The following is a 24,990-nucleotide window of genomic DNA, read 5'->3' on the forward strand; positions in this document are numbered from 1 at the left end:
GATCAACTCCTTAGCGCAGGCTGATGGTGGTGTTCACGCCATCGTTGACGCTGTCGTCATCGAACCAGCGAGCGGTGACGGTCTTGGTCTGAGTGTAGAACTGCACCACCTGCTTGCCGTACGGACCGAGGTCGCCCAGCTTGGAACCGCGCGAGCCGGTGAAGCTGAAGTACGGGACCGGCACCGGAATCGGGATGTTGATACCGACCTGTCCGACATCGATTTCAGACTGGAACTTGCGCGCCGCCGCACCGCTCTGGGTGAACAGGCCGGTGCCGTTGCCGAAGGGGTTGCGGTTGACCAGGGCGATCGCTTCGTCGAGGGTGTCGACTTCCAGCGTCACCAGCACCGGGCCGAAGATTTCCTGGGTGTAGATCTGCATGTCGGTGGTCACCCCGGAGAACAGGGTCGGGCCGACGAAGTTGCCGTTCTCGTAGCCCGGCACCTTCACGTCACGGCCGTCCAGCTCCAGTGTGGCGCCTTCGCGAATACCGCTTTCGATCAGGCCCAGCACACGCTCCTTGGCGCGCTTGGAAATCACCGGGCCCACGTCGGTGCCCGGCTCGCTGCCGGCATTGACCTTGAGTTTCGAGGCCAGCTCTTTCAGTTCCGGCAGCCACTCGCGGGATTTGCCCACGAACACCGCCACCGAGGTCGCCATGCAACGCTGGCCTGCCGCACCGAACGCGGCACCCGCCAAGGCGTTGAGGGTCTGGGTGCGGTTGGCGTCGGGCAGGATCACCGCATGGTTTTTCGCGCCCATCATCGATTGCACGCGCTTGCCGTGCTTGCCGGCCAGGTCATACACGTGAGTGCCGACTTCCGTGGAGCCAACGAAAGACACCGCCTTGATATCGGTGTGAGTGCACAGGCCGTCCACTACCTGCTTGCCGCCGTGCACGACGTTGAGCACACCGGCCGGCACACCGGCCTCGATCGCCAGCTCCACCAGCAGCATGGTCGACAGCGGATCCTGCTCGGACGGTTTGAGGACGAAGGTATTGCCGCAGACGATGGCCATCGGGAACATCCACAGCGGGATCATCGCCGGGAAGTTGAACGGGGTGATACCGGCGCAGACGCCGATCGGCTGGCGCAGGGTGTAGGTGTCGACGCCGCCGGCGACGTTCTCGGCGAACTCGCCCATCTGCAGGGTGCCAATGCTGCACGCATGCTCCACCACTTCCAGGCCGCGGAAGATGTCGCCCTCGGCATCAGCGATGGTCTTGCCCTGTTCGGCACTGAGGGTCACGGCGATGCGTTTGGAGTGCTCACGGATCAGCGCTTGCAGACGCAGCATGATGCGCATCCGCGCGCCGATCGGCGTGTCTTTCCAGGTCTTGAAGGCGCGTTGCGCAGCGGCCACGGCGGCATCCAGCTCTTCGGCGGTGGCGAAGGGGACGCGGGCCAGGACTTCCTGGGTCGCCGGATTGACCACGTCACGCCACTCGCTGGTTTTCGACTCGACCCATTGGCCGTCGATCAATAGGCGGACCTGATCGACCTTGGTCTGGCCGGGGGTAAGGGATGCGTTCATGGGGCTTCTCCTGGAAATTGTTTTTAGCGAGAGAATTGCCGGCGCGGCAGCCGCGACGGGGCTTGGGGCCTGGGCTGTTTTCGAGTATAGATGTGCAAACTTCCAACAAAAACGCACATAAAAGCCGGTCCAACATGCAAAAAAACATCACCTCCCTGGGTTCTCTGAACTGGGATGACCTGAAGTTCTTTCTTGAAGTGGCGCGGACCCGCAAGGCCAGCAGCGCGGCCAAGCGCCTGAATGTGGATTACACCACCGTGTCGCGGCGCATCAGCTCGCTGGAGCAGGCGCTGGGCACCTTGCTGTTCGAAAAGTCCCGGACCAACGGCTTCGTCCTGACTACCGAGGGCCAGCGCCTGCTGAGCTACGCCGAGTCGATCGAAAGCACGCTGCACATGGCCTGCGAACAGGTTTCCGGCTCCGGCGTGGCCCTTTCCGGGCATGTGCGCATGGGTTGTACCGAAGGCTTCGGCAGCTTCTTCATCACCCCGCAGCTGAGCCACTTCGTCGACACCTGGCCGGCCATCTCGGTGGACATCCTCCCGCTGCCGCACTTCATCAGCCTGTCCAAGCGCGAGGCCGATATCGTTATCGCCCTGGAGCGCCCGGAACACGGCCCCTACGTGTGCTGCAAACTGTGCGCCTACCGCCTGCGCCTGTACGCGACCCAGGACTACCTCGACCGCCACCCGCCAATCCGGCGCAGCAGCGACCTGGGCGAGCACCCGTTCATCAGCTATGTCGACGACCTGGCGTTCAGTTCCGAACTGCTCTACCTCAACAACCTGCTGCCCAACGCCACCGCGCACCTGCGCAGCACCAGCGTCATCGCCCAATACGTCGCCGCCCAGCAGGGCCGCGGCCTGGCCATCCTGCCCTGCTTCCTCGCCGCCCAAGACCCGCGTCTGGTGCCGGTGCTGCCGGACGAAGTGAGCATCACCCGGCAGTTCTGGATGTACTGCCGGGAGGATTTGCGCAAGTTGAAGCGGATTACCTTGTTGTGGGATTACATCCGCGACGTGACGGAGAAGAACAGGCCGCTGTTGATGGGGGAATCGCGGGAGATGGTGTTTCCGGAGTGACGGCCGGGCCTCATCGCTGATGAGCGAGGTGTCCGGCCGTCGCGAAGCGACCTACACCGTTTCCAGCATCAACCCCGAAATCCGCTTCACCTTCCTACCCACCGCCTCTTCCAGCACTCCCTGGCGCGGTTCGATCAGGCTGAACCAGTCCCGGGCCCGGGTAATCCCGGTGTAGATCAGTTCCTTGGTCAGCACTGGATTCAATGCATCCGGCAGCACCAGCGCGGTGTGGGCGAACTCCGAGCCCTGGGATTTGTGCACAGTCATCGCGTAGACGGTTTCCACCTCGCTGAGGCGACTCGGCAACACGAAGCGCACGCCGCCGCGGCCATCGTTGCGCGGGAAGGCTACCCGCAGCGGCGCGATCTCTGATTGGCCGTCCGGCACCCGCAGGGCGATGCCAATATCGCCGTTCATCAGGTTCAGGCCATAGTCGTTGCGGGTCACCAGCACGGGGCGACCTTCGTACCAGGGCTGGTCGCCGTCGATCAGGCCGGCAGCAGTCAGCACCCGGCTGACGCGCTGATTGAGCCCCTCCACACCCCAAGGCCCCTTGCGCACGGCGCAGAGCAACTGGAAGCGCTCGAAGGCTTTCAGTACCTCAAGCGCCCACTCGCTCCAACGCGGATCATCAGCCGGCAGGTCCGCCGCCGGACGGCCCTGGCGGATAGCATGCAAATAATCGCGATAGCCGAGCGGACCCTTCGGCCCACGCTCCAGGCCGTCGAGCACCAGCTTGTCGAGGGCGCGATCCTGCTCGCCACGCAGGGTCAGGCCGAACACGTCGGCGTATTGCCCTTCGCGCAACAGCGCACGCGCATCGCTCGCCAACTGGCGATTGACCAAACGCGCCAACTGGCCGATACCGCTGCCTTCGCCAAAGCGCCGCGAGCGCCGCAACATCACCACTTGCTGCGCCAGCGGATAACGCCCGGCATCGCCCGCCTGCAAGCCACTGGCGCTCAGAGACTCGCCGCTGACCTGCTCCAGCCAGGCTTGAGTCTCGTCACTGTAACGGCCCTCCTCTGCGTCGCGGCACAGGTCGCCGAGCACCGCACCGGCCTCCACCGAGGCCAGTTGGTCCTTGTCGCCCAGCAGGATCAGCCGGGCATTTTCCGGCATTGCCGCCAGCAGGTTGGCCATCATTTCCAGGTCGATCATCGACGCTTCGTCCACCACCAGCACATCCAGCGGCAGCGGGTTGCCGGCATGATGACGGAAGTGCCGCGAGTTGGGACGACTGCCCAGCAAACGGTGCACAGTGGAGACGTCGCAGGGAATCTGCGCCCGTACTTCTGCGCTCACCGACAACCGCTCGACCTGTTGACCGATGGACTCGGTCAGGCGCGCCGCGGCCTTGCCGGTGGGCGCCGCGAGACGAATCCGCAGCGGACGCCCGACCTCCACCGCGGGCGCCTGCAACAACGCCAGCAGTCGCACCACGGTGGTGGTTTTGCCAGTGCCGGGGCCGCCGGTGATGATGCTGAACGCCGCACGAGTGGCCAGGGCACAGGCGAGTTTCTGCCAGTCGATCTGCCCGGCTTCGGCGCCGTCCTTGAACAGGTTGTCGAGACGCGCACGCAGGTCCGTGGGCGTCGCTTCGGTCTGCTGTAGTCGCTGGCGCAGGGCGTCATCGATTTGCCGTTCGTAGGTCCAGTAACGACGCAAGTAAAGTCGCCCGCCGCTCAATACCAGCGGCCGCGACGTGTGCTGCGGCTGGTCGCCCGCAGCCACCAGCGTGCTGCGTTCCAGGCGCTCCAGCCAGGTGTCGCCGGTGAGTCGTTCAAGCAACTGCGAAGGCAGTAACAACGGCCCGGCCAAGGCATCGCCTTCCGGCGGCAGCGACAGGGCGAAGTCCGGTTCGGCGAGGGTCTTTTCCAGGTCCAGGCAGACATGCCCGTGCCCCAGTTGATGACTGGCCAGGGCCGCGGCCAACAGCACCAACGGATCGCCGCCCGGTTCCCGCTCGCGCAGGAAACCGACGAAGGCGCGGTCCAGCGCCCGCAGCCAGCCTCGCTCGACCCAGCGATCGAGCAACGCCAGCAGGTCGGCGCTATCGCTCAAGGGCGCGAGGGATGCCAGGTGCTCGGCGTCCAGCGGCGTCGGCAGCAAATCGTTGAACGTGCGGATCATTGGACTTCTCCCGAGAACAGGTCCTGCTGCGTCACCTGTGGAACACCGCGGAACAGCGCGTCGAGTTGCTCGATCAGCGCCCGCGGCGGCTTGGCGAAATACACGCCCTGAGTCGATGAATGCGCACCGCGCAAGAAGATATACACAGCGCCGCCGACGTGCTGGTCGTAGTCGTAGTCGGGCAGGCGCGCGCGCAGTTGCCGGTGCAGGGCCAGCAGGTAGAGCACGTATTGCAGGTCGTAGCGGTGTTCGAGAATCGCCGACTCCATGGCCGCTTCGCTGTAGGCCAGGTCATCAGGGCCAAGCCAGTTGGACTTGTAGTCGGCCACGTAATAACGGCCGTCGTGCTCGAACACCAGGTCGATGAAACCCTTGAACATGCCGTTGAGCAGCGCCGCCTGAGCGGCCGGGCGCGAGGCGCCCTGGTGGGTATGCTGGGCCACCAGCCGGTCCAGGCGCTGCACATCGACGCGATGACTGGCGAACCAGAATTCCATCTCGATCTGGTACTGGCTCAGCCCACCGAGGGCCACCGGCGCGCTGTCGTCACCCAGCCGCAGTGGCGACTGCAACAGGTGCTGCAACCAGTCACTCAGAGTGTTGATCCAGCCTTTCCAGTCGCGGCGGTTGCAGCGCTGGCCAACCATATCGCGCAACTCTTGCGGCGCGGCGACCACCCGTTCGAAACCTTGCTGCCCAGCCCACTCCAGCAGGCCGTGGAGGAAGGTGCCGGGATTGGGGCCGCGTGGGAAGCGGTGGATGTCTCCGGCGATCGCCGCGACTTCGCGCAGGGCATTCGGATCAGGACGTTCGTCATCGAGCAATTGCTGGGCCTGGGGCACATCGGCGTCCAGCTCCAAAGCATCCTCGCCGATGCGCAGAGCACTGTAGGAGGCGATCCACCAATTCTCGGCAGCGCGGCGCTTGGGCTCGCGCGCGGCAAGCAATTCGGCGGTCTGCCGGGGCGCGACGTAAAGCTGTTCGTCGGCCTCCGGCAGCGCCTGGCTGTGGATGGCGTCGCAGTCTTTTTGCAGGGCATCGAGCCAGCTCGTCAGCGCCGCGGACTCCGCCAGCCGCTGGCCACCCCCCAACAGATACCCAAGGGCGCTGCGGTGCAGCAGCGAGTCCTTGCCGGTGCCGCGCTTGAGGTCGGCCACACCCAGCCAGCAGGCGTGCCGCGCCCGGGTCAGGGCGACATAGAACAGGCGAAGGTCTTCGGCGAGGCGCTCGTCATCGGCCTTGGCGATTTGCTCGTCGGTGGGGCTCAGGGTGAGGTGCGCGGCACCGCTTTCATCGTGCCAACCCAGCGGCAGGCGCTTGCCGTCCACCGGTTTGGCGGTGCAGATGAAGGGCAGGAACACCAGCTCATACTCCAGGCCCTTGGATTTGTGGATAGTCACCACCTTGACCAGTTGCTCGTCGCTTTCCAGGCGCAGGATTTGTTCCTCACCCGCTTGTCCGGACGCGGCGAGATGCTCGCCCAGATGACGGATCAGCGCCTGCTCGCCATCCAGTTCAGTGGCGGCCTGCTGCAGCAGCTCGGCGAGATGCAGCAGGTTGGTCAGCACCCGCTCACCATCGGTGCGGCCGATCAGCACCTGGGGTAGCTCGAAGTCGTGCAGCAGGCGTCGCAACATTGGCAGCACGCCCTGGATTCGCCAGATCAGCCGGTACTGACGGAACTGCATGACCCGGCCTTCCCAACGCATTTCGTCTTCATTCAGTCGCGCCAGTTCGCGCAGTGGCTGAGCGAGGGTGCCGCTGGCCAGCGCCGCCTTGAGCAGGCGCTCGTTGTCCGGCTCGGCGCAGGCCTTGAGCCAGGCCAGCAGGTCGCGGGCTTCCTGGGCGGCGAACACCGAATCCTTGTCCGAGAGGTACACGCTGCGCACGCCGCGCGCCGCCAGTTCGGCGCGAACAAGCTGTGCCTCACGGCCATCACGCACGAGGATGGCGATATCCGATGGTTGGCAGCCGCGCAACTGCTCGCCCTGGACGAAGCCGCTGCGGCCCTGCTGCCCGCCGTTGAGCAAGGTGACGATAAGGCTCGCGCAACTCGCGGCCATCTTCTGCCGGTAGACGGTGTTCGACACCGGCTCATCGCTCGCCAGGTGCCACAGGTTCAGCGCTGGCACCGCCTCGCCATCGACCTGCAACTGCTCTTTGTGCCCACGCGCATGTACCGAAACGAAGGGCACCGGGTTGTCGCCGTCCTTGTCGCGAAACAGGAAGGCACCACGGCCGGCCGCACGCTGCTCGGCCTGCTCGAACACATGATTGACCGCAGTGACCATTGGCTGGGTGGAGCGGAAGTTGGTGTCGAGGCTGTGCAGGCGCCCGGTGGTGGCGCGACGGGCGCCGAGGTAGGTGAAAATATCGGCGCCACGGAAGGCGTAGATCGCCTGCTTCGGGTCGCCGATCAAGAACAGGCCGGTATCGCGCACATTTTCTTCGATACGGTAGATGCACTCGAAAATGCGGTACTGCACCGGATCGGTGTCCTGGAATTCGTCGATCAGCGCGACCGGGAACTGCTCGCGGATCAACCCGGCCAGTCGCTCGCCGGCAGGCCCGCTCAGGGCGCTGTCGAGGCGTTGCAGCATGTCGTCGAAGCCCATTTCCGCGCGGCGGCGCTTCTCTTGTTCGAAGCGCTGAGAGACCCAGGCGGCAGCGTGTTCGAGCAGTTGCGCGTCCGGCGTCGGCAAGCTTTGCAGTTGCTCGCGCAAGGCGACCATGGCCTCCAGTGCCGGGTGACTCGGCGGGTCGACTTTCCAGGCGACCGCCACGCCTTCCGGGGTCAGGCGGGTGAAACCGGTGCCGATATCCAGCTCTTGCGCCTGCTCGTCCTCGGCCCAGTTGCGCAGCTTCTCGCACCAAGGTTTGAAATAACGCTCCTGGATCATGCTGCCGTTGACCTGCTTGGCCTTCACGCCCTCGCGGCAGAGTTGCAGCAGTTCATCCGACCATTGCGCCCAAGGCGCTTTCAGTTCGCGCAACTGCTCGGCACGTTGGCGCAGCACGTCGGCGATAACCTCTTGCGGCTCTTGCGTGCGCACCTCTCCGGCATGCCGGCCAAACAGTGCGCGTACCCGCGGCAGCAGGTCGTCCGGGTTGCCCCAGTTGTTACGCACCCAGGCCAGCGCCTCGTCTTCCATGCCGTAGCAGAAGCGCCGCCAGTAATCGCGCATGACCTGGCCGAGCAATTCGCTGTGGTCGGTTTCCAGGGTCTGGGTGAACAGACTGCCGCTGTCAAAGGCGTGCTCGCGCAGCATCCGCTGGCACCAACTGTGGATGGTCGAGACGGCCGCCTCGTCCATCCACTGGGCGGCGACTTCCAGGCGATTAGCGCAGGTCGGCCAATGGGCAGGGTCGTATTGCTCGCGCAGTTGGGCGAGCAGCGGGTCCGCTTCGGCCAGGTCACCGCGGAAGAACCGCGCCGCCTCGGCCAGACGGGTGCGGATTCGCTCACGCAGCTCCTTGGTCGCGGCGTCGGTGAAGGTCACCACCAGAATCTGCGGCGGCAACAGTTCGCGACCAAAGCCCTGCTCGCCCCCGTGGCCGAGCACCAGGCGCAGGTACAGGGCGGAAATGGTGAATGTCTTGCCGGTGCCGGCACTGGCTTCGATCAACTGGCTGCCATGCAGGGGAAAGGTCAACGCCAGTGGCGCCTGGGTTACTGCAACGCTCATGGACGCACCTCTTCGCTGGCCAGTGTCTGCCATTTGGCTTCGAACATCGGCTTGTACAGGGCTTCGCACCAGCCCTCGAATTCTTCGCTCGCAGTCATCGCCGCGAAATCACTGAACTGACGCAGCAACGCCGCGCTCTCGCTGCGCTCGCCGTCTCGCTGGCCGTCGCCATCGTAGGTTTTGGCGGCGTCGGCCAAGGCCCGTTCCGGGTCTTTCTCGTGTTGGGCGAGCCAGGCAAAGGCGGTCTTGATCGCTACTGGCAGCGGCGCGTTCATGCCGGTCTGACGCGACAGCAGCAGGTGGGTCAGCAGCTCGGCTGCCTCCTCTTGCGGCAGAGGCTCCAGCATCAGCGTGATGTCAGTGGCGACCACGGCGCTGTGCAGCGGATGGCCTACCGCACACGCGGCAAGGTGCATGACCCAGGTGGCCGTCAAGCGATGCCACTTCAGCGAGCGACCACTGCTGATGCCGTTGGGCAAGGTGGTGATGCTCAGCAGCGCCTGGTCGGTACGTTGCTGGACACGACCAAGCCAACCTTCGAGCTTGAGCGCGCCGGCCTCGAAACGAATCGGCAAGGCGCTGTCGATACGGGTCGGCCACTGTTGCAACAACTGGCGGTGGCGCTGCAGCAGGTCCGGTAGCGGTTCAATCAGTTCTTCGCGCAGGCACTCGCCAAAACCGGCCAGCGGCAACAGGCCGCTGCCCTGCAAGCGATGCGCCTGGCCGAGCAGCGCCGCATCGCTTTGCGCGGGATCGACCAGCGCAGCGTTGAGCAGGCTTTCGCTCAGGCTGTAGCGTTGCAGGGCATCGAGCACGAAGGGTTCATCATCGGCCAGTGGCGCTTCGACCGCCTCGAAGAACACCTTCAGCCGATGTCTGAAAAAGTGCCGGACCGGGTGACGAACAAAGTCCTGAAGCAGCGCCAGAGTCAGCGGTTCGTCGGGTTCATAGCGCTCAAGTTGATCGTACTCCGGCGTAGTGGCCTCGGCCGGCAGGTGCAGGCTACGCCACTCGCGGGCGTAACTGAACAGGTCGCTGCCGCGGTGGTAGTAACGGGCACTGAAGGGCTGCAACGGGTGTTCGGTGGTGAGCTTGTGCAGGAGTTGTTCGCCGGCGTTGTGCTTGCTGTCGCTGGCGGCGCCTTTGAGTCGCCAACCCGCGGCGATATGGTCGCGCAGTTGGCCAATCAACACCGACGCCGGGCGATCGCTGTTGTCACGAATGCTGCGACCAACCCAACTGACGTAAAGCTGCGCCCGGGCCGACAGCAACGCTTCGAGCAGCAGGTAGCGGTCGTCCTCACGACGGGAGCGGTCGCCGGGGCGGTAGTCGCTGCCCATCAAGTCGAAATCCAGCGGCGGCTGGGCGCGGGGGTAGTCACCGTCGTTCATGCCCAGCAGGCACACCACCTTGAACGGAATTGCGCGCATCGGCATCAAGGTGCAGAAGTTCACTGAACCTGCGAGGAAACGCTGCGAAAGACGGCCTTGATCCAGGCCGGCCAACCAGGCTTCGCGGACCACGGTGAGCGGCAGCAGGTCTTGCAGACCGACCGATTCGCAAGTCCCCAGCCAGGTGTCGCAAAGGGTCTGCAACTGGACCAGCAGGTAGTCGTCATGCTCGCTTTCAGCCAGGAAAAACACCTGCAACAGGGCGTTGAGGCGCTCGCCCCATTGCGCTGCGGGGGCGGGACGGGACAGTTCGGCGTGGGCCACTTCCAGAGCGTCGAGTAAGGCAACCAGCGGGCCAATCAACGCGGCATCGAGGCCGCCGATTTCGTCGTACGGCTCAATGCCGTCGCAGCTCTCGCCCGCTCCCACCGCATAGCCCAGCAACATCCGACGCAGGCCGAAACGCCAACTGTTCTGTTCCAGGTCATCCGGCAAACCGAGGCTGGCACGCTGCTCGGCATTCAGGCCCCAACGCACGCCGGCACCTTCGATCCAGCGATGCAGGGTCGGCAGGTCGCTTTCCTTGATGGCGAAGCGGGCGCGCAAGGCCGGCACGTCGAGCAGGTCGAGGATTTCGCTGACCGGGAAGCGGCTGTCGGGCAGTTTGAGCAGGTGTTCCAGGGCGATCAGCAACGGGTCGCGACCGCGTTGACCCTGGTCGGTGAGGGTGAACGGGATATAGCGCGTTTCGCCGCGATCGAGCTGGCCAAATACCGCGCGGATGTGGGGCGCGTAGGCGTTGATATCCGGGACCATGACGATCACATCGCGCGGGCGCAAGCCGGGGTCGGCGCTGAAGCGGGCGAGCAACTGATCGTGAAGAATCTCCACTTCGCGCTGGGCGCTGTGGGCGATATGGAAGCGCACGGAACGGTCTTTCGCCGGGTCGACGTCGGGCCAAAGCTCGCGGGTTTCGTTCAGGGGGCGCAGTTCGAGAATGTCGTCCTGCAATTGGCCGAGCAGGTGCTGGGGCTCGTCTTCGCTGAACAGGTCGATGCGACCATCACTGAAAGCGGTGCGGTAACTAGACGGGTCATCGTAACTGTCGAGCAGGTTGATGTAGTCGCGCCCCTGCTTGCCCCAAGCGGCGAGCAACGGGTGAGCATGCTGGTGCAGGCTTTGCGCATCGATCGGGCCGGCCATGCCTTGCTTGCGCTGCTGGCGCTTGTACTGGTGGCGGAGCAGGTCCTTGTCGGCAACGATATCGGCCCAGTGGTGGCGACAGGGGTTATGCACACAGAGCAATACCTGACTGAAGCGAGCCAGGCCGGCCAACGCCTCGAGGGCCTGGGCCGGCAGGGAAGAAATACCGAAGACGATGACGCGGGATGGCAGCCCGGTCGGGGCCTGCGCCAACCCGTTGATGCGCTCGATAAAGCGCTGATGCACGCCGGCACGGCTTTGCGCCATTCCAGCTTCACCAACATCCAGCAACAATGCTCGCCAAAGCTCGGCCTGCCAACAGTTGGCCGGGGACAGCGGGCGCGACTCACCGCGAGCGTTGATCAGCACATGGCGACCGGCGGCCCACTCCTTGAGCCAGTCGGCGCGATAGACCTGATATTGGTCGAACAGGTCGGCCAGGCGTTCGGCCAATTGATAGCGCTTGCGCAGGTCGCTGTCATCGAGAAGGAAGCGCTGCAGCGGTTCGAAGTGGGGTTGATGGATCAGCTCGGGGAGCAGGCGCATCAGGCGCCAGGTCAGCGGGGCTTTGTCGAGGAGCGACGTTTCCGGAATTTCTTCGCGGCCGAGGACTTTCCGGTAGAGCTGCCACATGAAACTGCCAGGGAGCTGTACCTCGATGGCTGCGGCGATACCGCTGCCGCCCGTATCGTCTTCTTCAGGGTCTTCAGCCAGAGCGAGCTTCAGCCACTGGGCGATGCCGTTGCTCTGCACCAGGACGATCTCGTTCTCCAGGGGTGCCAGGGGATAACGCCGCATCCAGCTCACCACCAGGCTTCGCAGCTCATCCAAACGGTTGCCGTGAACAACCATGAAACCTGGAAGAAGCGTGCTTGCATGCGACATAAGGCATCCCTGTGGCAGTCGAGAAAGGAGAGGAACATAGCACGGCGCCTGCGTCGAACGACAAGGCTGAATCCGTGAAAGTGAGACCGTTATTTTCGGACGCGAAAAGACAAAACCCCTACCTGCATACGCAGATAGGGGTTTCGGAATTTAATCTTGACGATGACCTACTCTCACATGGAGAAGCTCCACACTACCATCGGCGATGCATCGTTTCACTGCTGAGTTCGGGATGGGATCAGGTGGTTCCAATGCTCTATGGTCGTCAAGAAATTCTGTGTGCTCGTCCGCCTTTCGACGTCCGTGCAAATCGGGTATGTGATGTTTTGTGGGTTCACGAATTTTCGAGCGTTTCGTCTTCACCACCACAATTCGGTGCCCTGTCTCCAGAAGCAGTCAAATTGCTTGGGTGTTATATGGTCAAGCCTCACGGGCAATTAGTATTGGTTAGCTCAACGCCTCACAGCGCTTACACACCCAACCTATCAACGTCGTAGTCTTCGACGGCCCTTCAGGGAGCTCAAGGCTCCAGTGAGATCTCATCTTGAGGCAAGTTTCCCGCTTAGATGCTTTCAGCGGTTATCTCTTCCGAACATAGCTACCCGGCAATGCCACTGGCGTGACAACCGGAACACCAGAGGTTCGTCCACTCCGGTCCTCTCGTGCTAGGAGCAGCCCCTCTCAAATCTCAAACGTCCACGGCAGATAGGGACCGAACTGTCTCACGACGTTCTAACGCCAGCTCGCGTACCACTTGAAATGGCGAACAGCCATACCCTTGGGACCGGCTTCAGCCCCAGGATGTGATGAGCCGACATCGAGGTGCCAAACACCGCCGTCGATATGAACTCTTGGGCGGTATCAGCCTGTTATCCCCGGAGTACCTTTTATCCGTTGAGCGATGGCCCTTCCATACAGAACCACCGGATCACTAAGACCTACTTTCGTACCTGCTCGACGTGTCTGTCTCGCAGTCAAGCGCGCTTTTGCCTTTATACTCTACGACCGATTTCCGACCGGTCTGAGCGCACCTTCGTACTCCTCCGTTACTCTTTAGGAGGAGACCGCCCCAGTCAAACTACCCACCATACACTGTCCTCGATCCGGATAACGGACCTGAGTTAGAACCTCAAAGTTGCCAGGGTGGTATTTCAAGGATGGCTCCACGCGAACTGGCGTCCACGCTTCAAAGCCTCCCACCTATCCTACACAAGCAAATTCAAAGTCCAGTGCAAAGCTATAGTAAAGGTTCACGGGGTCTTTCCGTCTAGCCGCGGATACACTGCATCTTCACAGCGATTTCAATTTCACTGAGTCTCGGGTGGAGACAGCGCCGCCATCGTTACGCCATTCGTGCAGGTCGGAACTTACCCGACAAGGAATTTCGCTACCTTAGGACCGTTATAGTTACGGCCGCCGTTTACCGGGGCTTCGATCAAGAGCTTCGCGTTAGCTAACCCCATCAATTAACCTTCCGGCACCGGGCAGGCGTCACACCCTATACGTCCACTTTCGTGTTTGCAGAGTGCTGTGTTTTTAATAAACAGTCGCAGCGGCCTGGTATCTTCGACCGGCATGGGCTTACGGAGCAAGTCCTTGACCCTCGCCGGCGCACCTTCTCCCGAAGTTACGGTGCCATTTTGCCTAGTTCCTTCACCCGAGTTCTCTCAAGCGCCTTGGTATTCTCTACCCAACCACCTGTGTCGGTTTGGGGTACGGTTCCTAGTTATCTGAAGCTTAGAAGCTTTTCTTGGAAGCATGGCATCAACCACTTCGCGCTCTAAGAGCGCTCGTCATCAGCTCTCGGCCTTAAGATCCCGGATTTACCTAAGATCTCAGCCTACCACCTTAAACTTGGACAACCAACGCCAAGCTGGCCTAGCCTTCTCCGTCCCTCCATCGCAATAACTAGAAGTACAGGAATATTAACCTGTTTTCCATCGACTACGCTTTTCAGCCTCGCCTTAGGGACCGACTAACCCTGCGTCGATTAACGTTGCGCAGGAAACCTTGGTCTTTCGGCGTGGGAGTTTTTCACTCCCATTGTCGTTACTCATGTCAGCATTCGCACTTCTGATACCTCCAGCAAGCTTCTCAACTCACCTTCACAGGCTTACAGAACGCTCCTCTACCGCATCACCTAAGTGATACCCGTAGCTTCGGTGTATGGTTTGAGCCCCGTTACATCTTCCGCGCAGGCCGACTCGACTAGTGAGCTATTACGCTTTCTTTAAAGGGTGGCTGCTTCTAAGCCAACCTCCTAGCTGTCTAAGCCTTCCCACATCGTTTCCCACTTAACCATAACTTTGGGACCTTAGCTGACGGTCTGGGTTGTTTCCCTTTTCACGACGGACGTTAGCACCCGCCGTGTGTCTCCCATGCTCGGCACTTGTAGGTATTCGGAGTTTGCATCGGTTTGGTAAGTCGGGATGACCCCCTAGCCGAAACAGTGCTCTACCCCCTACAGTGATACATGAGGCGCTACCTAAATAGCTTTCGAGGAGAACCAGCTATCTCCGAGCTTGATTAGCCTTTCACTCCGATCCACAGGTCATCCGCTAACTTTTCAACGGTAGTCGGTTCGGTCCTCCAGTCAGTGTTACCTAACCTTCAACCTGCCCATGGATAGATCGCCCGGTTTCGGGTCTATACCCAGCGACTAAACGCCCTATTAAGACTCGCTTTCGCTACGCCTCCCCTATTCGGTTAAGCTCGCCACTGAATATAAGTCGCTGACCCATTATACAAAAGGTACGCAGTCACCTAACAAAGTAGGCTCCCACTGCTTGTACGCATACGGTTTCAGGATCTATTTCACTCCCCTCTCCGGGGTTCTTTTCGCCTTTCCCTCACGGTACTGGTTCACTATCGGTCAGTCAGTAGTATTTAGCCTTGGAGGATGGTCCCCCCATATTCAGACAAAGTTTCTCGTGCTCCGTCCTACTCGATTTCATTGATAAGAGATTTTCGTGTACGGGGCTATCACCCACTATGGCGGCACTTTCCAGAGCCTTCCACTAATCTCAAATCAACTTAAGGGCTAGTCCCCGTTCGCTCGCCACTACTAAGGGAATCTCGGTTGATTTCTTTTCCTCAGGGTACTTAGATGTTTCAGTTCCCCTGGTTCGCCTCTTACACCTATGTATTCAGTGTAAGATAACCATCTTATGATGGCTGGGTTCCCCCATTCAGAGATCTCCGGATCAAAGTCTGTTTGCCGACTCCCCGGAGCTTATCGCAGGCTACAACGTCTTTCATCGCCTCTGACTGCCAAGGCATCCACCGTATGCGCTTCTTCACTTGACCATATAACCCCAAGCAATCTGGTTATACTGTGAAGACGACATTCGCCGAAAATTCATGATTAAACTCACAAATTTTACCTTAGCCTGAACAAACACCAGTGAAAGTGCCGTCCAGTCTATCTTTCTATCACATACCCAAATTTTTAAAGAACGATTCTGATAAAGTTCAGAAATCAATATTCGATGCGAATATTCATTTCTAAGCTTTGACATAGGTGCAAGAGGGGGTGGTGGAGCCAAGCGGGATCGAACCGCTGACCTCCTGCGTGCAAGGCAGGCGCTCTCCCAGCTGAGCTATGGCCCCAGCAATTGGTGGGTCTGGGCAGATTCGAACTGCCGACCTCACCCTTATCAGGGGTGCGCTCTAACCAACTGAGCTACAGACCCAATCGAAGGTTGCTAACCTAATCGTCTTCTTCAATGAATCAAGCAATTCGTGTGGGAGCTTATGAAGCGGCTGATGTCGTCGATTAAGGAGGTGATCCAGCCGCAGGTTCCCCTACGGCTACCTTGTTACGACTTCACCCCAGTCATGAATCACACCGTGGTAACCGTCCTCCCGAAGGTTAGACTAGCTACTTCTGGTGCAACCCACTCCCATGGTGTGACGGGCGGTGTGTACAAGGCCCGGGAACGTATTCACCGCGACATTCTGATTCGCGATTACTAGCGATTCCGACTTCACGCAGTCGAGTTGCAGACTGCGATCCGGACTACGATCGGTTTTGTGAGATTAGCTCCACCTCGCGGCTTGGCAACCCTCTGTACCGACCATTGTAGCACGTGTGTAGCCCAGGCCGTAAGGGCCATGATGACTTGACGTCATCCCCACCTTCCTCCGGTTTGTCACCGGCAGTCTCCTTAGAGTGCCCACCATTACGTGCTGGTAACTAAGGACAAGGGTTGCGCTCGTTACGGGACTTAACCCAACATCTCACGACACGAGCTGACGACAGCCATGCAGCACCTGTGTCAGAGTTCCCGAAGGCACCAATCCATCTCTGGAAAGTTCTCTGCATGTCAAGGCCTGGTAAGGTTCTTCGCGTTGCTTCGAATTAAACCACATGCTCCACCGCTTGTGCGGGCCCCCGTCAATTCATTTGAGTTTTAACCTTGCGGCCGTACTCCCCAGGCGGTCAACTTAATGCGTTAGCTGCGCCACTAAAATCTCAAGGATTCCAACGGCTAGTTGACATCGTTTACGGCGTGGACTACCAGGGTATCTAATCCTGTTTGCTCCCCACGCTTTCGCACCTCAGTGTCAGTATGAGCCCAGGTGGTCGCCTTCGCCACTGGTGTTCCTTCCTATATCTACGCATTTCACCGCTACACAGGAAATTCCACCACCCTCTGCCCTACTCTAGCTCGCCAGTTTTGGATGCAGTTCCCAGGTTGAGCCCGGGGATTTCACATCCAACTTAACGAACCACCTACGCGCGCTTTACGCCCAGTAATTCCGATTAACGCTTGCACCCTCTGTATTACCGCGGCTGCTGGCACAGAGTTAGCCGGTGCTTATTCTGTCGGTAACGTCAAAACACTAACGTATTAGGTTAATGCCCTTCCTCCCAACTTAAAGTGCTTTACAATCCGAAGACCTTCTTCACACACGCGGCATGGCTGGATCAGGCTTTCGCCCATTGTCCAATATTCCCCACTGCTGCCTCCCGTAGGAGTCTGGACCGTGTCTCAGTTCCAGTGTGACTGATCATCCTCTCAGACCAGTTACGGATCGTAGCCTTGGTGAGCCATTACCTCACCAACTAGCTAATCCGACCTAGGCTCATCTGATAGCGCAAGGCCCTAAGGTCCCCTGCTTTCTCCCGTAGGACGTATGCGGTATTAGCGTTCCTTTCGAAACGTTGTCCCCCACTACCAGGCAGATTCCTAGGTATTACTCACCCGTCCGCCGCTGAATCGAAGAGCAAGCTCTTCTCATCCGCTCGACTTGCATGTGTTAGGCCTGCCGCCAGCGTTCAATCTGAGCCATGATCAAACTCTTCAGTTCAATACTGCTTGGGTTTTGAGAAAACCCTAAACTTGGCTCAGCAATCTCAAAATGAACTATTTCGATTTCTCGTATAGTCACTTGTGATGCTGATAATCTTGCTGACTATCAGTCCGAATTCACAAGCACCCACACGAATTGCTTGATTCAATTGTTAAAGAGCGGTTGGTTAAGAGCTTTTCGTCTCAACCGAGGCGCGCATTCTACGCTTTCCTCTCAGCCTGTCAAGGGTTTATTTTGAAGTTTTTCAGAATTTCTCTTTCAACTTCAAACACTTGACTCGCTGCGATCTCTCGTCAGCGGGAGGCGAATTCTACAGCGTTACAACCTGCTGTCAACTGCCTTTTTTCACCGCTTTCGGTGGAGACCGAAACACTTCCTACGCCACCTGAAACTTCTAACTCGTTGAATCTCAAGGAGTTTTCCGTTCCGACTGCGCCGGAAGTGGGGCGAATTATAGACAGATTGAACGGGGCGTCAAGCACTTATTGCAACAAAGTTGTCATCACGGTCAAAAGCGCTGAAAAGCGAAGAAGGGAGGCCTTGCGGCCTCCCTTCTTCTATATAGCTATATAGCTAGCCTTACAGACTCGGGAACGCGAACTGCGAAGCCTCATGGCTGGCACGCTGCGGCCAGCGCTGGGTGATCGCCTTGCGCCGGGTGTAGAAGCGCACGCCGTCCGGGCCATACGCATGCAGGTCGCCGAACAGCGAACGCTTCCAGCCGCCGAAGCTGTGGTAAGCCACAGGCACCGGCAGCGGCACGTTGACGCCGACCATGCCCACTTCGATCTCGTCGCAGAACAGCCGCGCCGCTTCACCATCACGGGTGAAGATGCAGGTGCCGTTGCCGTACTCGTGATCGTTGATCAGTTGCATGGCCTCTTCCAGGCTGCCGACGCGGACGATGCACAGCACCGGCCCGAAGATCTCTTCTTTATAGATGCGCATTTCCGGCGTGACGCGATCGAACAGCGTACCGCCAACGAAGTAGCCGTCTTCATGACCGGCCACGCGATAACCACGACCATCCACCACCAGCTCGGCACCCGCCGCCAGGCCATCGTCGATATAGCCAACGACCTTGTCCCGCGCAGCCGCAGTTACCAGCGGCCCCATGTCCAGGCCACAGGAAGTACCAGCGCCAATCTTCAGCCCCTTGATCTGCGGAACCAGCTTGGCCACCAGCGCATCGGCAACCTGGTCACCCACGCACACGGCAACGGAGATGGCCATGCAACGCTCGCCACAGGAACCATAAGCCGCGCCCATCAGCGCGCTGACCGCGTTGTCCAGATCCGCATCCGGCATCAGCACCGCATGGTTCTTCGCGCCGCCCAGCGCCTGGACGCGCTTGCCGCGCTTGGTGCCTTCGGAATAGATGTACTCGGCAATCGGGGTCGAGCCCACGAAACTCAGCGCTTTAACTTCCGGCGCTTCGATCAGTGCGTCCACAGCTTCCTTGTCGCCATGCACGACGTTCAGCACGCCCTTCGGCAGCCCGGCTTCCTGCAGCAGTTGAGCGATCAGCAGGGTCGAGCTCGGATCACGCTCCGATGGCTTGAGAATAAAGGTGTTACCGCAGGCGATCGCCAGTGGATACATCCACAGCGGCACCATGGCCGGGAAGTTGAACGGAGTGATGCCGGCAACCACGCCCAGCGGCTGGAAGTCGGACCAGGCATCGATGTTCGGACCCACGTTGCGGCTGTACTCGCCCTTCAGCACCTCAGGAGCGGCGCAGGCGAACTCGACGTTCTCGATCCCGCGCTTCAGCTCACCGGCGGCGTCTTCCAGGGTCTTGCCGTGCTCTTCGCTGATGAGCTGGGAGATGCGTGCTTCGTTCTGTTCCAGCAATTGCTTGAAACGGAACATGACCTGGGCGCGTTTGGCAGGCGGGGTATTGCGCCAGGCCGGGAACGCAGCCTTGGCTGCATCGATGGCCTGCTGCACGGTAGCGCGGCTGGCCAGCGACACTTTATGGATCGCCTGGCCGGTGGCCGGGTTGAAAACGTCGGCGCTGCGCTCGTTCGGGGAAACCAGTTCGCCATTGATCAGGTGTGCAACGGTGCTCATGCAAAACTCCAGAATTCGGGTTCGGGCAGGCGCAAGACCGCGCCCGCCCCGGAAGAAGAAATCAGTCGATGGCGTTCAGGGCTTCGCCCACGGCGTCGAACAGGCGGTCCAGTTCTTGTGGCTTGGTATTGAAGGTCGGGCCGAACTGCAGGGTGTCGCCGCCGTAACGGACATAGAAGCCGGCTTGCCACAACTTCATCGCCGCTTCGTAAGGACGCACGATGGCGTCGCCGTCCCGCGCGCCGATCTGGATCGCGCCGGCCAGGCCGTAGTTGCGGATATCGATAACGTTCTTGGTGCCCTTGATGCCGTGCAACACGTTCTCGAAGTGCGGCGCCAGTTCGGCGGCGGACTGCACCAGGTTTTCTTTCTGCAACAGGTCCAGTGCGGCGATACCGGCCGCACAGGCCACTGGGTGCGCCGAGTAGGTGTAGCCGTGGGGGAATTCCACCGCGTACTCAGGCGTTGGCTGATTCATGAAGGTCTGGTAGATCTCGCTGCTGGCGATCACCGCGCCCATCGGGATGGCGCCGTTGGTGACCTGCTTGGCGATGCACATCAGGTCCGGGGTCACGCCGAAGGCGTCGGCACCGAACATCGCGCCCATGCGGCCGAAGCCGGTGATGACTTCGTCAAAGATCAGCAGGATGTTGTGCTGGTCGCAAATTTCCCGCAGACGTTTCAGATATCCCTTAGGCGGCGGCAGGACGCCGGCGGAGCCAGCCAGCGGCTCGACGATCAGCGCGGCGATGTTGGACGCATCGTGCAGCTCGATCAGCTTGAGCATCTCATCGGCCAGGGCGATACCGCCCTCTTCCGGCATGCCTTTGCTGAAGGCGTTGCCCGGCAGCACGGTGTGCGGAATGTGGTCGACGTCGAGGAACTGGCCAAACAGTTTACGGTTGCCATTCACACCGCCCAGGCTAGTACCGGCGATGTTCACGCCGTGGTAACCACGGGCACGGCCGATCAGTTTGGTCTTGGTGGCCTGGCCTTTCAGGCGCCAGTAGGCACGGACCATCTTCACCGCAGTGTCACAGCACTCGGAGCCGGAGTTGGTATAGAAGACGTGATTGAGGTTGCCAGGCGTCAGGTCGGTGATCTTCTCGGCCAACTGGAACGACAGCGGATGACCGAACTGGAACGCTGGCGAATAGTCCAGCACGCCCAGCTGACGAGAAACGGCTTCCTGGATTTCCTTGCGGGTGTGACCGGCGCCGCAGGTCCACAGGCCCGACAGTGCGTCGAAAATCTTGCGGCCTTTGTCATCGACCAGATAGTTGCCTTCGGCGGCGACGATCAGGCGCGGATCGCGCTGGAAATTACGGTTTGCGGTGTAAGGCATCCAGTGCGCATCCAGCTTCAGCTGGCTAGCCAGACCGGCGGGAGCGGTTTCAGGCAGGTTCATCGTCAAGACCTCGCAAGGCGGATTGAACAGCATTCGAAGAAAGCGTTGTGTTGCCGATACGTTGTCACGGCTATAAAGACCGGAAAACTGTACTTTTCTAATCCTCAGTTCACTGGACACTAAACTATGAGTCGTCGCCCGGAGCCGCTTTCCCAAGTCAGTGATTTCGACATCCGGCTGCTGAAGATTTTCCGCAGCGTTGTTGAATGTGGCGGCTTCTCTGCGGCGGAGAACGTGCTTGGGATCGGGCGCTCGGCGATCAGCCAGCAGATGGGCGATCTGGAACAGCGCCTCGGGCTGCGCCTTTGTCAGCGCGGGCGTGCCGGTTTCTCGCTGACCGAGGAAGGTCGGGAGGTCTATCAGTCGGCGCTGCAGTTGCTCAGCGCACTGGAGAGTTTCCGCACCGAGGTCAACGGCCTGCACCAGCACCTGCGCGGCGAGTTGAACATCGGCCTGACCGACAATCTGGTGACCATGCCGCACATGCGCATCACTCATGCCCTCGCCCAGTTGAAGGACCGCGGCCCGGACGTGCGCATCCGCATCCGCATGATCCCGCCGAGCCAGGTCGAACAAGGCGTGCTCGACGGCAGCCTGCATGTCGGCGTGGTGCCGCAGGCCAGCCCGCTGTCCGGGCTCGAATACCAGCCGCTGTACAGCGAACGGTCTCTGCTTTATTGCGCAGTGGGCCACCCACTGTTCTATGCCGACGACCGCCAACTGGACGACCAGCGCCTCAACAGCCAGGACGCCATCGCCCCGACCTTCCGGCTTCCTGCGGAAATCCAGGAGCACTACCAGGCACTCCACTGCACGGCCAGCGCGTCTGACCGCGAAGGCATGGCGTTTCTGATCCTCACCGGGCGCTACATCGGCTACCTGCCGGATCACTACGCCACCTTCTGGGTTCAGCAGGGCCGCCTGCGTGCACTCAAACCCAGCGAGCGTTTTTACGACCTGAGCCTGGCCTGGGTAACACGCAAAGGGAGGCGCCCGCATCTGGTGCTGGAGAGCTTCTTGGAGAGTCTGGCTGCGACACGATGAGACGCATTTGCGATATTCTGCCGCTTCGCGCTTGTCTGTCCGCTGCGGCTGGGGTATCAGTGCAGGTGCCTCTATTTCCCAGCTCTTGCCGGAATCGCCCATGACCCTCGAAGTGCCCGCCCACCGCCCCTTGGCCGCCAAGCCCGCCGGGCGAATTCGCCAGAAGAACGAGCAAGCCATCATCCAGGCCGCCGAGGACGAATTCGCACGGCACGGCTTCAAAGGCACCAGCATGAACACCATCGCCCAGAACGCCGGGCTGCCCAAAGCCAACCTGCACTACTACTTCACCAACAAGTTGGGGCTGTACATCGCGGTGCTGAGCAACATCATCGAGTTGTGGGACAGCACCTTCAACGCCCTGAGCGTCGATGACGACCCGGCCGAGTCCCTCGCCCAGTACATCCGCGCCAAGATGGAATTCTCGCGCCGCAACCCGCAGGCCTCGCGGATCTTCGCCATGGAGATCATCAGCGGCGGCCAGTGCCTGAGCGACTACTTCAGCCAGGACTACCGCGAATGGTTCAAAGGCAGGGCTGCGGTGTTCCAAGGCTGGATCGATGCCGGCAAGATGGACCGGGTCGACCCGGTTCACCTGATCTTCCTGCTCTGGAGCAGCACCCAGCACTACGCCGACTTCGCCACCCAGATCTGCCAGGTCACCGGCCGCAGCCGCCTGACCAAGCAAGACATGGAAGAAGCCGGCAACAATCTTATCCACATCATCCTTAAAGGCTGTGGCCTGACGCCGCCGAACTGACACCCGCTTATGCCTTCTACCCTGCTGGACACTTGCGAATACCGCGAAGAGATTCGCAAGAGCCGCTTCATTACCTTGGCCGCGCCCATCAGCACGCCTGGCGACGCCCAGGCGTTCATCGAGCAGAACAGCGACCTCGCCGCGACCCATAACTGCTGGGCCTGGAAGATCGGCGAGCAATACCGCAGCAGCGACGACGGTGAACCCGGCGGCACTGCCGGTCGGCCGATACTCGCCGCCATCGAAGCCCAGGACTGTGATCAAGTGGTGGTGCTGGTGATCCGCTGGTACGGCGGCATTCAGTTGGGCACCGGCGGACTGGCCCGGGCCTACGGCGGCGGCGCCAACAAGTGCCTGCAACAGGCGCCGAAGCGCCTGCTGGTCAGTCGGGCGGAGCTCAAGTGCAGTTGCTCGTTCAGCGAATTGGCGCTGCTCAAGCTGCGGGTGAGCGAAGCCGATGGCGTGGTGCTGGGCGAGGAGTTCACCTCAAATGGCGTCGATGTCCGCCTCGCCCTTGGCGCAGCGCAGATCGATACCGTGCAACGCCAGTTGGCGGACCTCAGCCGTGGCCGAATCCTGCTCGAGCCCTGCTGAGCGATTTGCCCACATCTGCTGTGGGCCCGGTTGTGGATAACCTCTGCGCACTCCTCTACAGGCCTTGCCCAGCAAGGCCTGCAGGGAAACGATCAGATTTTGATCACAATCTGATGACAACCGCTTATTCGTCCAAAAATCAGCCGCTTAAGTCCGGTTATCAGCGTTGGAAAGCAACGAATCCGGGCCGGGATACCTCACGCGGTGTTGCACACAAATACTGTGGAGCAAGTTGTGGATAAACCGTGCACGCCTGCGCCAATCGCTTGCCTGGCCGTCACGCGGAGCAGTTGATCGTTTTTTGATCAGACGAGTTGTCCACAGCGCGTACTGGCCACAACTGCAGCGCCGCCCAGGCCAACTCCAACACCAGAATCCCCCAGATCAATTCGCTCGCGCCCTGCATCAGCGCATACGCTTGCCAACTGGCGAACAGCAATCGGCCCGCGGCGTCATAGCGACCGAATTGCACCTGTGGATCGCGAATACGCAGCACAGACCAGACGCAGACAATCGAGCCCATCAGGTTGGCCATCAACACGTGCATCGGGGCGAAGGGCGGCAGTTCTCCCGCCAATCCCCAACCGGCGCTCAACTGGCTCAACGCGCCGTGCAACAGCGCCAGGCTCCAGGGCGTTACGAATGCCGCCGTGACCAACAGGTCGTACCAGCCACTGGCCCTGACCAGACCCCGATAACCGCTCTGACTCCACATGTGCCGCTCCTTGCTGGAAAGTAAAGGCAGCAGGCTAAAGCCTGGAGTATGCTCCAGGGTCAACCCTTCCTCAGGAAACAATTGTGCGTATCGGAGAACTGGCCCAGACCTGTTCCGTCAGCCGCGACACGTTGCGGTTCTACGAGGAGCGCGGCCTGATCCGCGCCCATCGCAGTGCCAATGGCTACCGCAATTACCCGGCAGAAACCGTGCAACTGGTGCTGCTGATCAAGACCGCGCAGAAGCTCGGTTTCAGCCTTGGCGAAATCAGCCAGAACGTCGCCGAGTTGTGGCAGGCGAAAGACCCGGAAGCGCTGGTCACGCGCTTTATCGAAGACAAGCTGGCACTGGTCGAAGCCCGGATAGAGGCCCTTGATCAGTTGCGCCAGGAGTTGCGTGAACGGCTGCAGCAACGCTGTCCCTTGCGCCTGACGGCGTCCCCCTCATTGAAAGGAGCTCTCGCATGACTAACCTGAAAACCGCCCTGATCATCGGCGCCTCCCGTGGTCTGGGCCTCGGCCTGGCTGAACGCTTGAGCGAAGACGGCTGGAAGGTCGTCGCAACCGTGCGCGACCCGGCCAAGGCCAGTGCACTGGCGGCATTGCCAGGCATTCAGGTGGAAACCCTGGAAATGAACAGCACCACCCAGCTCGACGCTCTGCAAAAGCGTCTCGATGGCCAGGCGTTTGACCTGCTGTTCGTCAACGCAGGGGTTAAAGGGCCGGACAATCAAAACGCCGAAGTCGCACAACTGAACGAGATCGGAGAACTGTTCCTGACCAACAGCGTGGCACCGATCCGCGTGGCCCAGCGCTTTGCCGGGCAAGTGCGTGGAAGCGGCGTTATCGCGTTCATGAGTTCTATCCTCGGCAGCATCAGCATTCCCGACGCTCCAGACCTGGCCCTGTACAAAGCCAGCAAGGCCGCACTGAACTCGATGATCAACAGCTTCGTCGTGCGCCTGGGCGAAACCGGCCTGAGCGTGCTGGCCATGCACCCGGGCTGGGTCAAGACCGACATGGGCGGCGACGGCGCCGACATCGACGTGCTCACCAGCACCCGCGGCATGGTCGAGCAAGTCAACGCTTACGCCGGCAAGGGCGGCGTGCATTACATCAACTACAAGGGCGAATCGCTGGTCTGGTGATTTCTCCTGCGAAGGG

Annotated in this window: 13 protein-coding genes, 2 tRNA genes and 3 rRNA genes; 6 read left to right on the forward strand and 12 right to left on the reverse strand. The window is 60.7% G+C overall.

Translation table 11 applies throughout. The features are described 5' to 3' along the window. Nucleotides 1-10 precede the first annotated feature (10 nt). Nucleotides 11-1,537, reverse strand: coding sequence for a CoA-acylating methylmalonate-semialdehyde dehydrogenase (locus tag HWV67_RS25830; RefSeq protein ID WP_175653312.1), 1,527 nt, complete (start codon nucleotides 1,535-1,537; stop codon nucleotides 11-13). A gap of 134 nt (nucleotides 1,538-1,671) precedes the next feature. Here HWV67_RS25830 and HWV67_RS25835 point away from each other — a divergent pair, with 134 nt between their 5' ends. Then, a complete protein-coding gene (locus tag HWV67_RS25835) occupies nucleotides 1,672-2,619 on the forward strand; it encodes a LysR family transcriptional regulator (RefSeq protein WP_175653313.1) in 948 nt (315 codons plus the stop codon). Nucleotides 2,620-2,670: 51 nt separating this feature from the next. On the opposite strand, the gene recD is transcribed toward HWV67_RS25835, so the two are convergent. The 10 genes from recD to HWV67_RS25885 all read right to left on the reverse strand — a co-directional run bounded on the left by recD (nucleotide 2,671) and on the right by HWV67_RS25885 (nucleotide 20,714). Continuing rightward, nucleotides 2,671-4,752, reverse strand: coding sequence for an exodeoxyribonuclease V subunit alpha (gene recD / locus HWV67_RS25840; protein ID WP_175653314.1), 2,082 nt, complete (start codon nucleotides 4,750-4,752; stop codon nucleotides 2,671-2,673). Next, nucleotides 4,749-8,438, reverse strand: coding sequence for an exodeoxyribonuclease V subunit beta (gene recB / locus HWV67_RS25845; protein ID WP_175653315.1), 3,690 nt, complete (start codon nucleotides 8,436-8,438; stop codon nucleotides 4,749-4,751). The genes recD and recB overlap by 4 nt, the downstream gene beginning before the upstream one ends. After that, the gene (gene recC / locus HWV67_RS25850; RefSeq protein ID WP_175653316.1) at nucleotides 8,435-11,917 is read right to left on the reverse strand and encodes an exodeoxyribonuclease V subunit gamma; all 3,483 of its coding nucleotides are present in this window, start codon (nucleotides 11,915-11,917) and stop codon (nucleotides 8,435-8,437) included. The genes recB and recC overlap by 4 nt, the downstream gene beginning before the upstream one ends. Before the next feature lie 154 nt (nucleotides 11,918-12,071). Further along, nucleotides 12,072-12,187, reverse strand: a 5S ribosomal RNA gene (gene rrf / locus HWV67_RS25855). 146 nt (nucleotides 12,188-12,333) lie between these two features. Continuing rightward, nucleotides 12,334-15,223: ribosomal RNA gene (locus tag HWV67_RS25860) — 23S ribosomal RNA — on the reverse strand. A gap of 227 nt (nucleotides 15,224-15,450) precedes the next feature. Next, nucleotides 15,451-15,526, reverse strand: a tRNA-Ala gene (locus HWV67_RS25865). Nucleotides 15,527-15,532: 6 nt separating this feature from the next. Beyond that, nucleotides 15,533-15,609, reverse strand: a tRNA-Ile gene (locus HWV67_RS25870). An 84-nt stretch (nucleotides 15,610-15,693) separates the two neighbouring features. After that, nucleotides 15,694-17,230 (reverse strand): 16S ribosomal RNA (locus HWV67_RS25875). Together the 16S, 23S and 5S rRNA genes with 2 tRNA genes alongside form the textbook arrangement of a ribosomal RNA operon. A 582-nt stretch (nucleotides 17,231-17,812) precedes the next feature. Continuing rightward, entirely contained in the window at nucleotides 17,813-19,306 is a 1,494-nt protein-coding gene (locus tag HWV67_RS25880; RefSeq protein WP_110971318.1) for a CoA-acylating methylmalonate-semialdehyde dehydrogenase, read from the reverse strand. 61 nt (nucleotides 19,307-19,367) lie between these two features. Then, on the reverse strand, nucleotides 19,368-20,714 hold the full coding sequence (locus HWV67_RS25885) for an aspartate aminotransferase family protein (RefSeq protein WP_175653317.1): 1,347 nt from the start codon (nucleotides 20,712-20,714) through the stop codon (nucleotides 19,368-19,370). 126 nt (nucleotides 20,715-20,840) lie between these two features. On the opposite strand from HWV67_RS25885, the gene HWV67_RS25890 reads away from it, so the two are divergent. The 3 genes from HWV67_RS25890 to HWV67_RS25900 all read left to right on the forward strand — a co-directional run bounded on the left by HWV67_RS25890 (nucleotide 20,841) and on the right by HWV67_RS25900 (nucleotide 23,112). Next, nucleotides 20,841-21,758: a LysR family transcriptional regulator gene (locus tag HWV67_RS25890; RefSeq protein ID WP_095156091.1), complete on the forward strand. Its 918-nt coding sequence runs from the start codon at nucleotides 20,841-20,843 to the stop codon at nucleotides 21,756-21,758. A 100-nt stretch (nucleotides 21,759-21,858) separates the two neighbouring features. Further along, nucleotides 21,859-22,518, forward strand: coding sequence for a TetR/AcrR family transcriptional regulator (locus HWV67_RS25895; RefSeq protein ID WP_095156090.1), 660 nt, complete (start codon nucleotides 21,859-21,861; stop codon nucleotides 22,516-22,518). Between the two features lie 9 nt (nucleotides 22,519-22,527). Continuing rightward, nucleotides 22,528-23,112, forward strand: coding sequence for an IMPACT family protein (locus tag HWV67_RS25900; protein ID WP_175653318.1), 585 nt, complete (start codon nucleotides 22,528-22,530; stop codon nucleotides 23,110-23,112). A gap of 277 nt (nucleotides 23,113-23,389) precedes the next feature. On the opposite strand, the gene HWV67_RS25905 is transcribed toward HWV67_RS25900, so the two are convergent. After that, nucleotides 23,390-23,827, reverse strand: coding sequence for a hypothetical protein (locus HWV67_RS25905; protein ID WP_175653319.1), 438 nt, complete (start codon nucleotides 23,825-23,827; stop codon nucleotides 23,390-23,392). 83 nt (nucleotides 23,828-23,910) lie between these two features. On the opposite strand from HWV67_RS25905, the gene HWV67_RS25910 reads away from it, so the two are divergent. Both HWV67_RS25910 and HWV67_RS25915 read left to right on the forward strand, forming a co-directional pair. Beyond that, complete coding sequence (locus tag HWV67_RS25910; protein WP_095156087.1) at nucleotides 23,911-24,294, forward strand: MerR family transcriptional regulator; 384 nt, start codon at nucleotides 23,911-23,913, stop codon at nucleotides 24,292-24,294. Next, entirely contained in the window at nucleotides 24,291-24,974 is a 684-nt protein-coding gene (locus HWV67_RS25915; protein WP_175653320.1) for an SDR family oxidoreductase, read from the forward strand. The genes HWV67_RS25910 and HWV67_RS25915 overlap by 4 nt, the downstream gene beginning before the upstream one ends. Nucleotides 24,975-24,990 lie beyond the last annotated feature (16 nt).

Source organism: Pseudomonas sp. Marseille-P9899, assembly GCF_903166565.1.
GTDB classification, from domain to species: Bacteria; Pseudomonadota; Gammaproteobacteria; order Pseudomonadales; family Pseudomonadaceae; genus Aquipseudomonas; species Aquipseudomonas huaxiensis.

What these genes read in the sequence shown, in the direction of transcription:
- HWV67_RS25885 (WP_175653317.1), bottom strand. Translation starts at nt 20,714, where the DNA reads ATGAACCTGCCTGAAACCGCTCCCGCCGGTCTGGCTAGCCAGCTGAAG.
- HWV67_RS25905 (WP_175653319.1), bottom strand. Translation starts at nt 23,827, where the DNA reads ATGTGGAGTCAGAGCGGTTATCGGGGTCTGGTCAGGGCCAGTGGCTGG.
- HWV67_RS25895 (WP_095156090.1), top strand. Translation starts at nt 21,859, where the DNA reads ATGACCCTCGAAGTGCCCGCCCACCGCCCCTTGGCCGCCAAGCCCGCC.
- HWV67_RS25890 (WP_095156091.1), top strand. Translation starts at nt 20,841, where the DNA reads ATGAGTCGTCGCCCGGAGCCGCTTTCCCAAGTCAGTGATTTCGACATC.
- recC (WP_175653316.1), bottom strand. Translation starts at nt 11,917, where the DNA reads ATGTCGCATGCAAGCACGCTTCTTCCAGGTTTCATGGTTGTTCACGGC.
- HWV67_RS25835 (WP_175653313.1), top strand. Translation starts at nt 1,672, where the DNA reads ATGCAAAAAAACATCACCTCCCTGGGTTCTCTGAACTGGGATGACCTG.
- recD (WP_175653314.1), bottom strand. Translation starts at nt 4,752, where the DNA reads ATGATCCGCACGTTCAACGATTTGCTGCCGACGCCGCTGGACGCCGAG.
- HWV67_RS25880 (WP_110971318.1), bottom strand. Translation starts at nt 19,306, where the DNA reads ATGAGCACCGTTGCACACCTGATCAATGGCGAACTGGTTTCCCCGAAC.
- HWV67_RS25915 (WP_175653320.1), top strand. Translation starts at nt 24,291, where the DNA reads ATGACTAACCTGAAAACCGCCCTGATCATCGGCGCCTCCCGTGGTCTG.
- HWV67_RS25830 (WP_175653312.1), bottom strand. Translation starts at nt 1,537, where the DNA reads ATGAACGCATCCCTTACCCCCGGCCAGACCAAGGTCGATCAGGTCCGC.
- HWV67_RS25900 (WP_175653318.1), top strand. Translation starts at nt 22,528, where the DNA reads ATGCCTTCTACCCTGCTGGACACTTGCGAATACCGCGAAGAGATTCGC.
- recB (WP_175653315.1), bottom strand. Translation starts at nt 8,438, where the DNA reads ATGAGCGTTGCAGTAACCCAGGCGCCACTGGCGTTGACCTTTCCCCTG.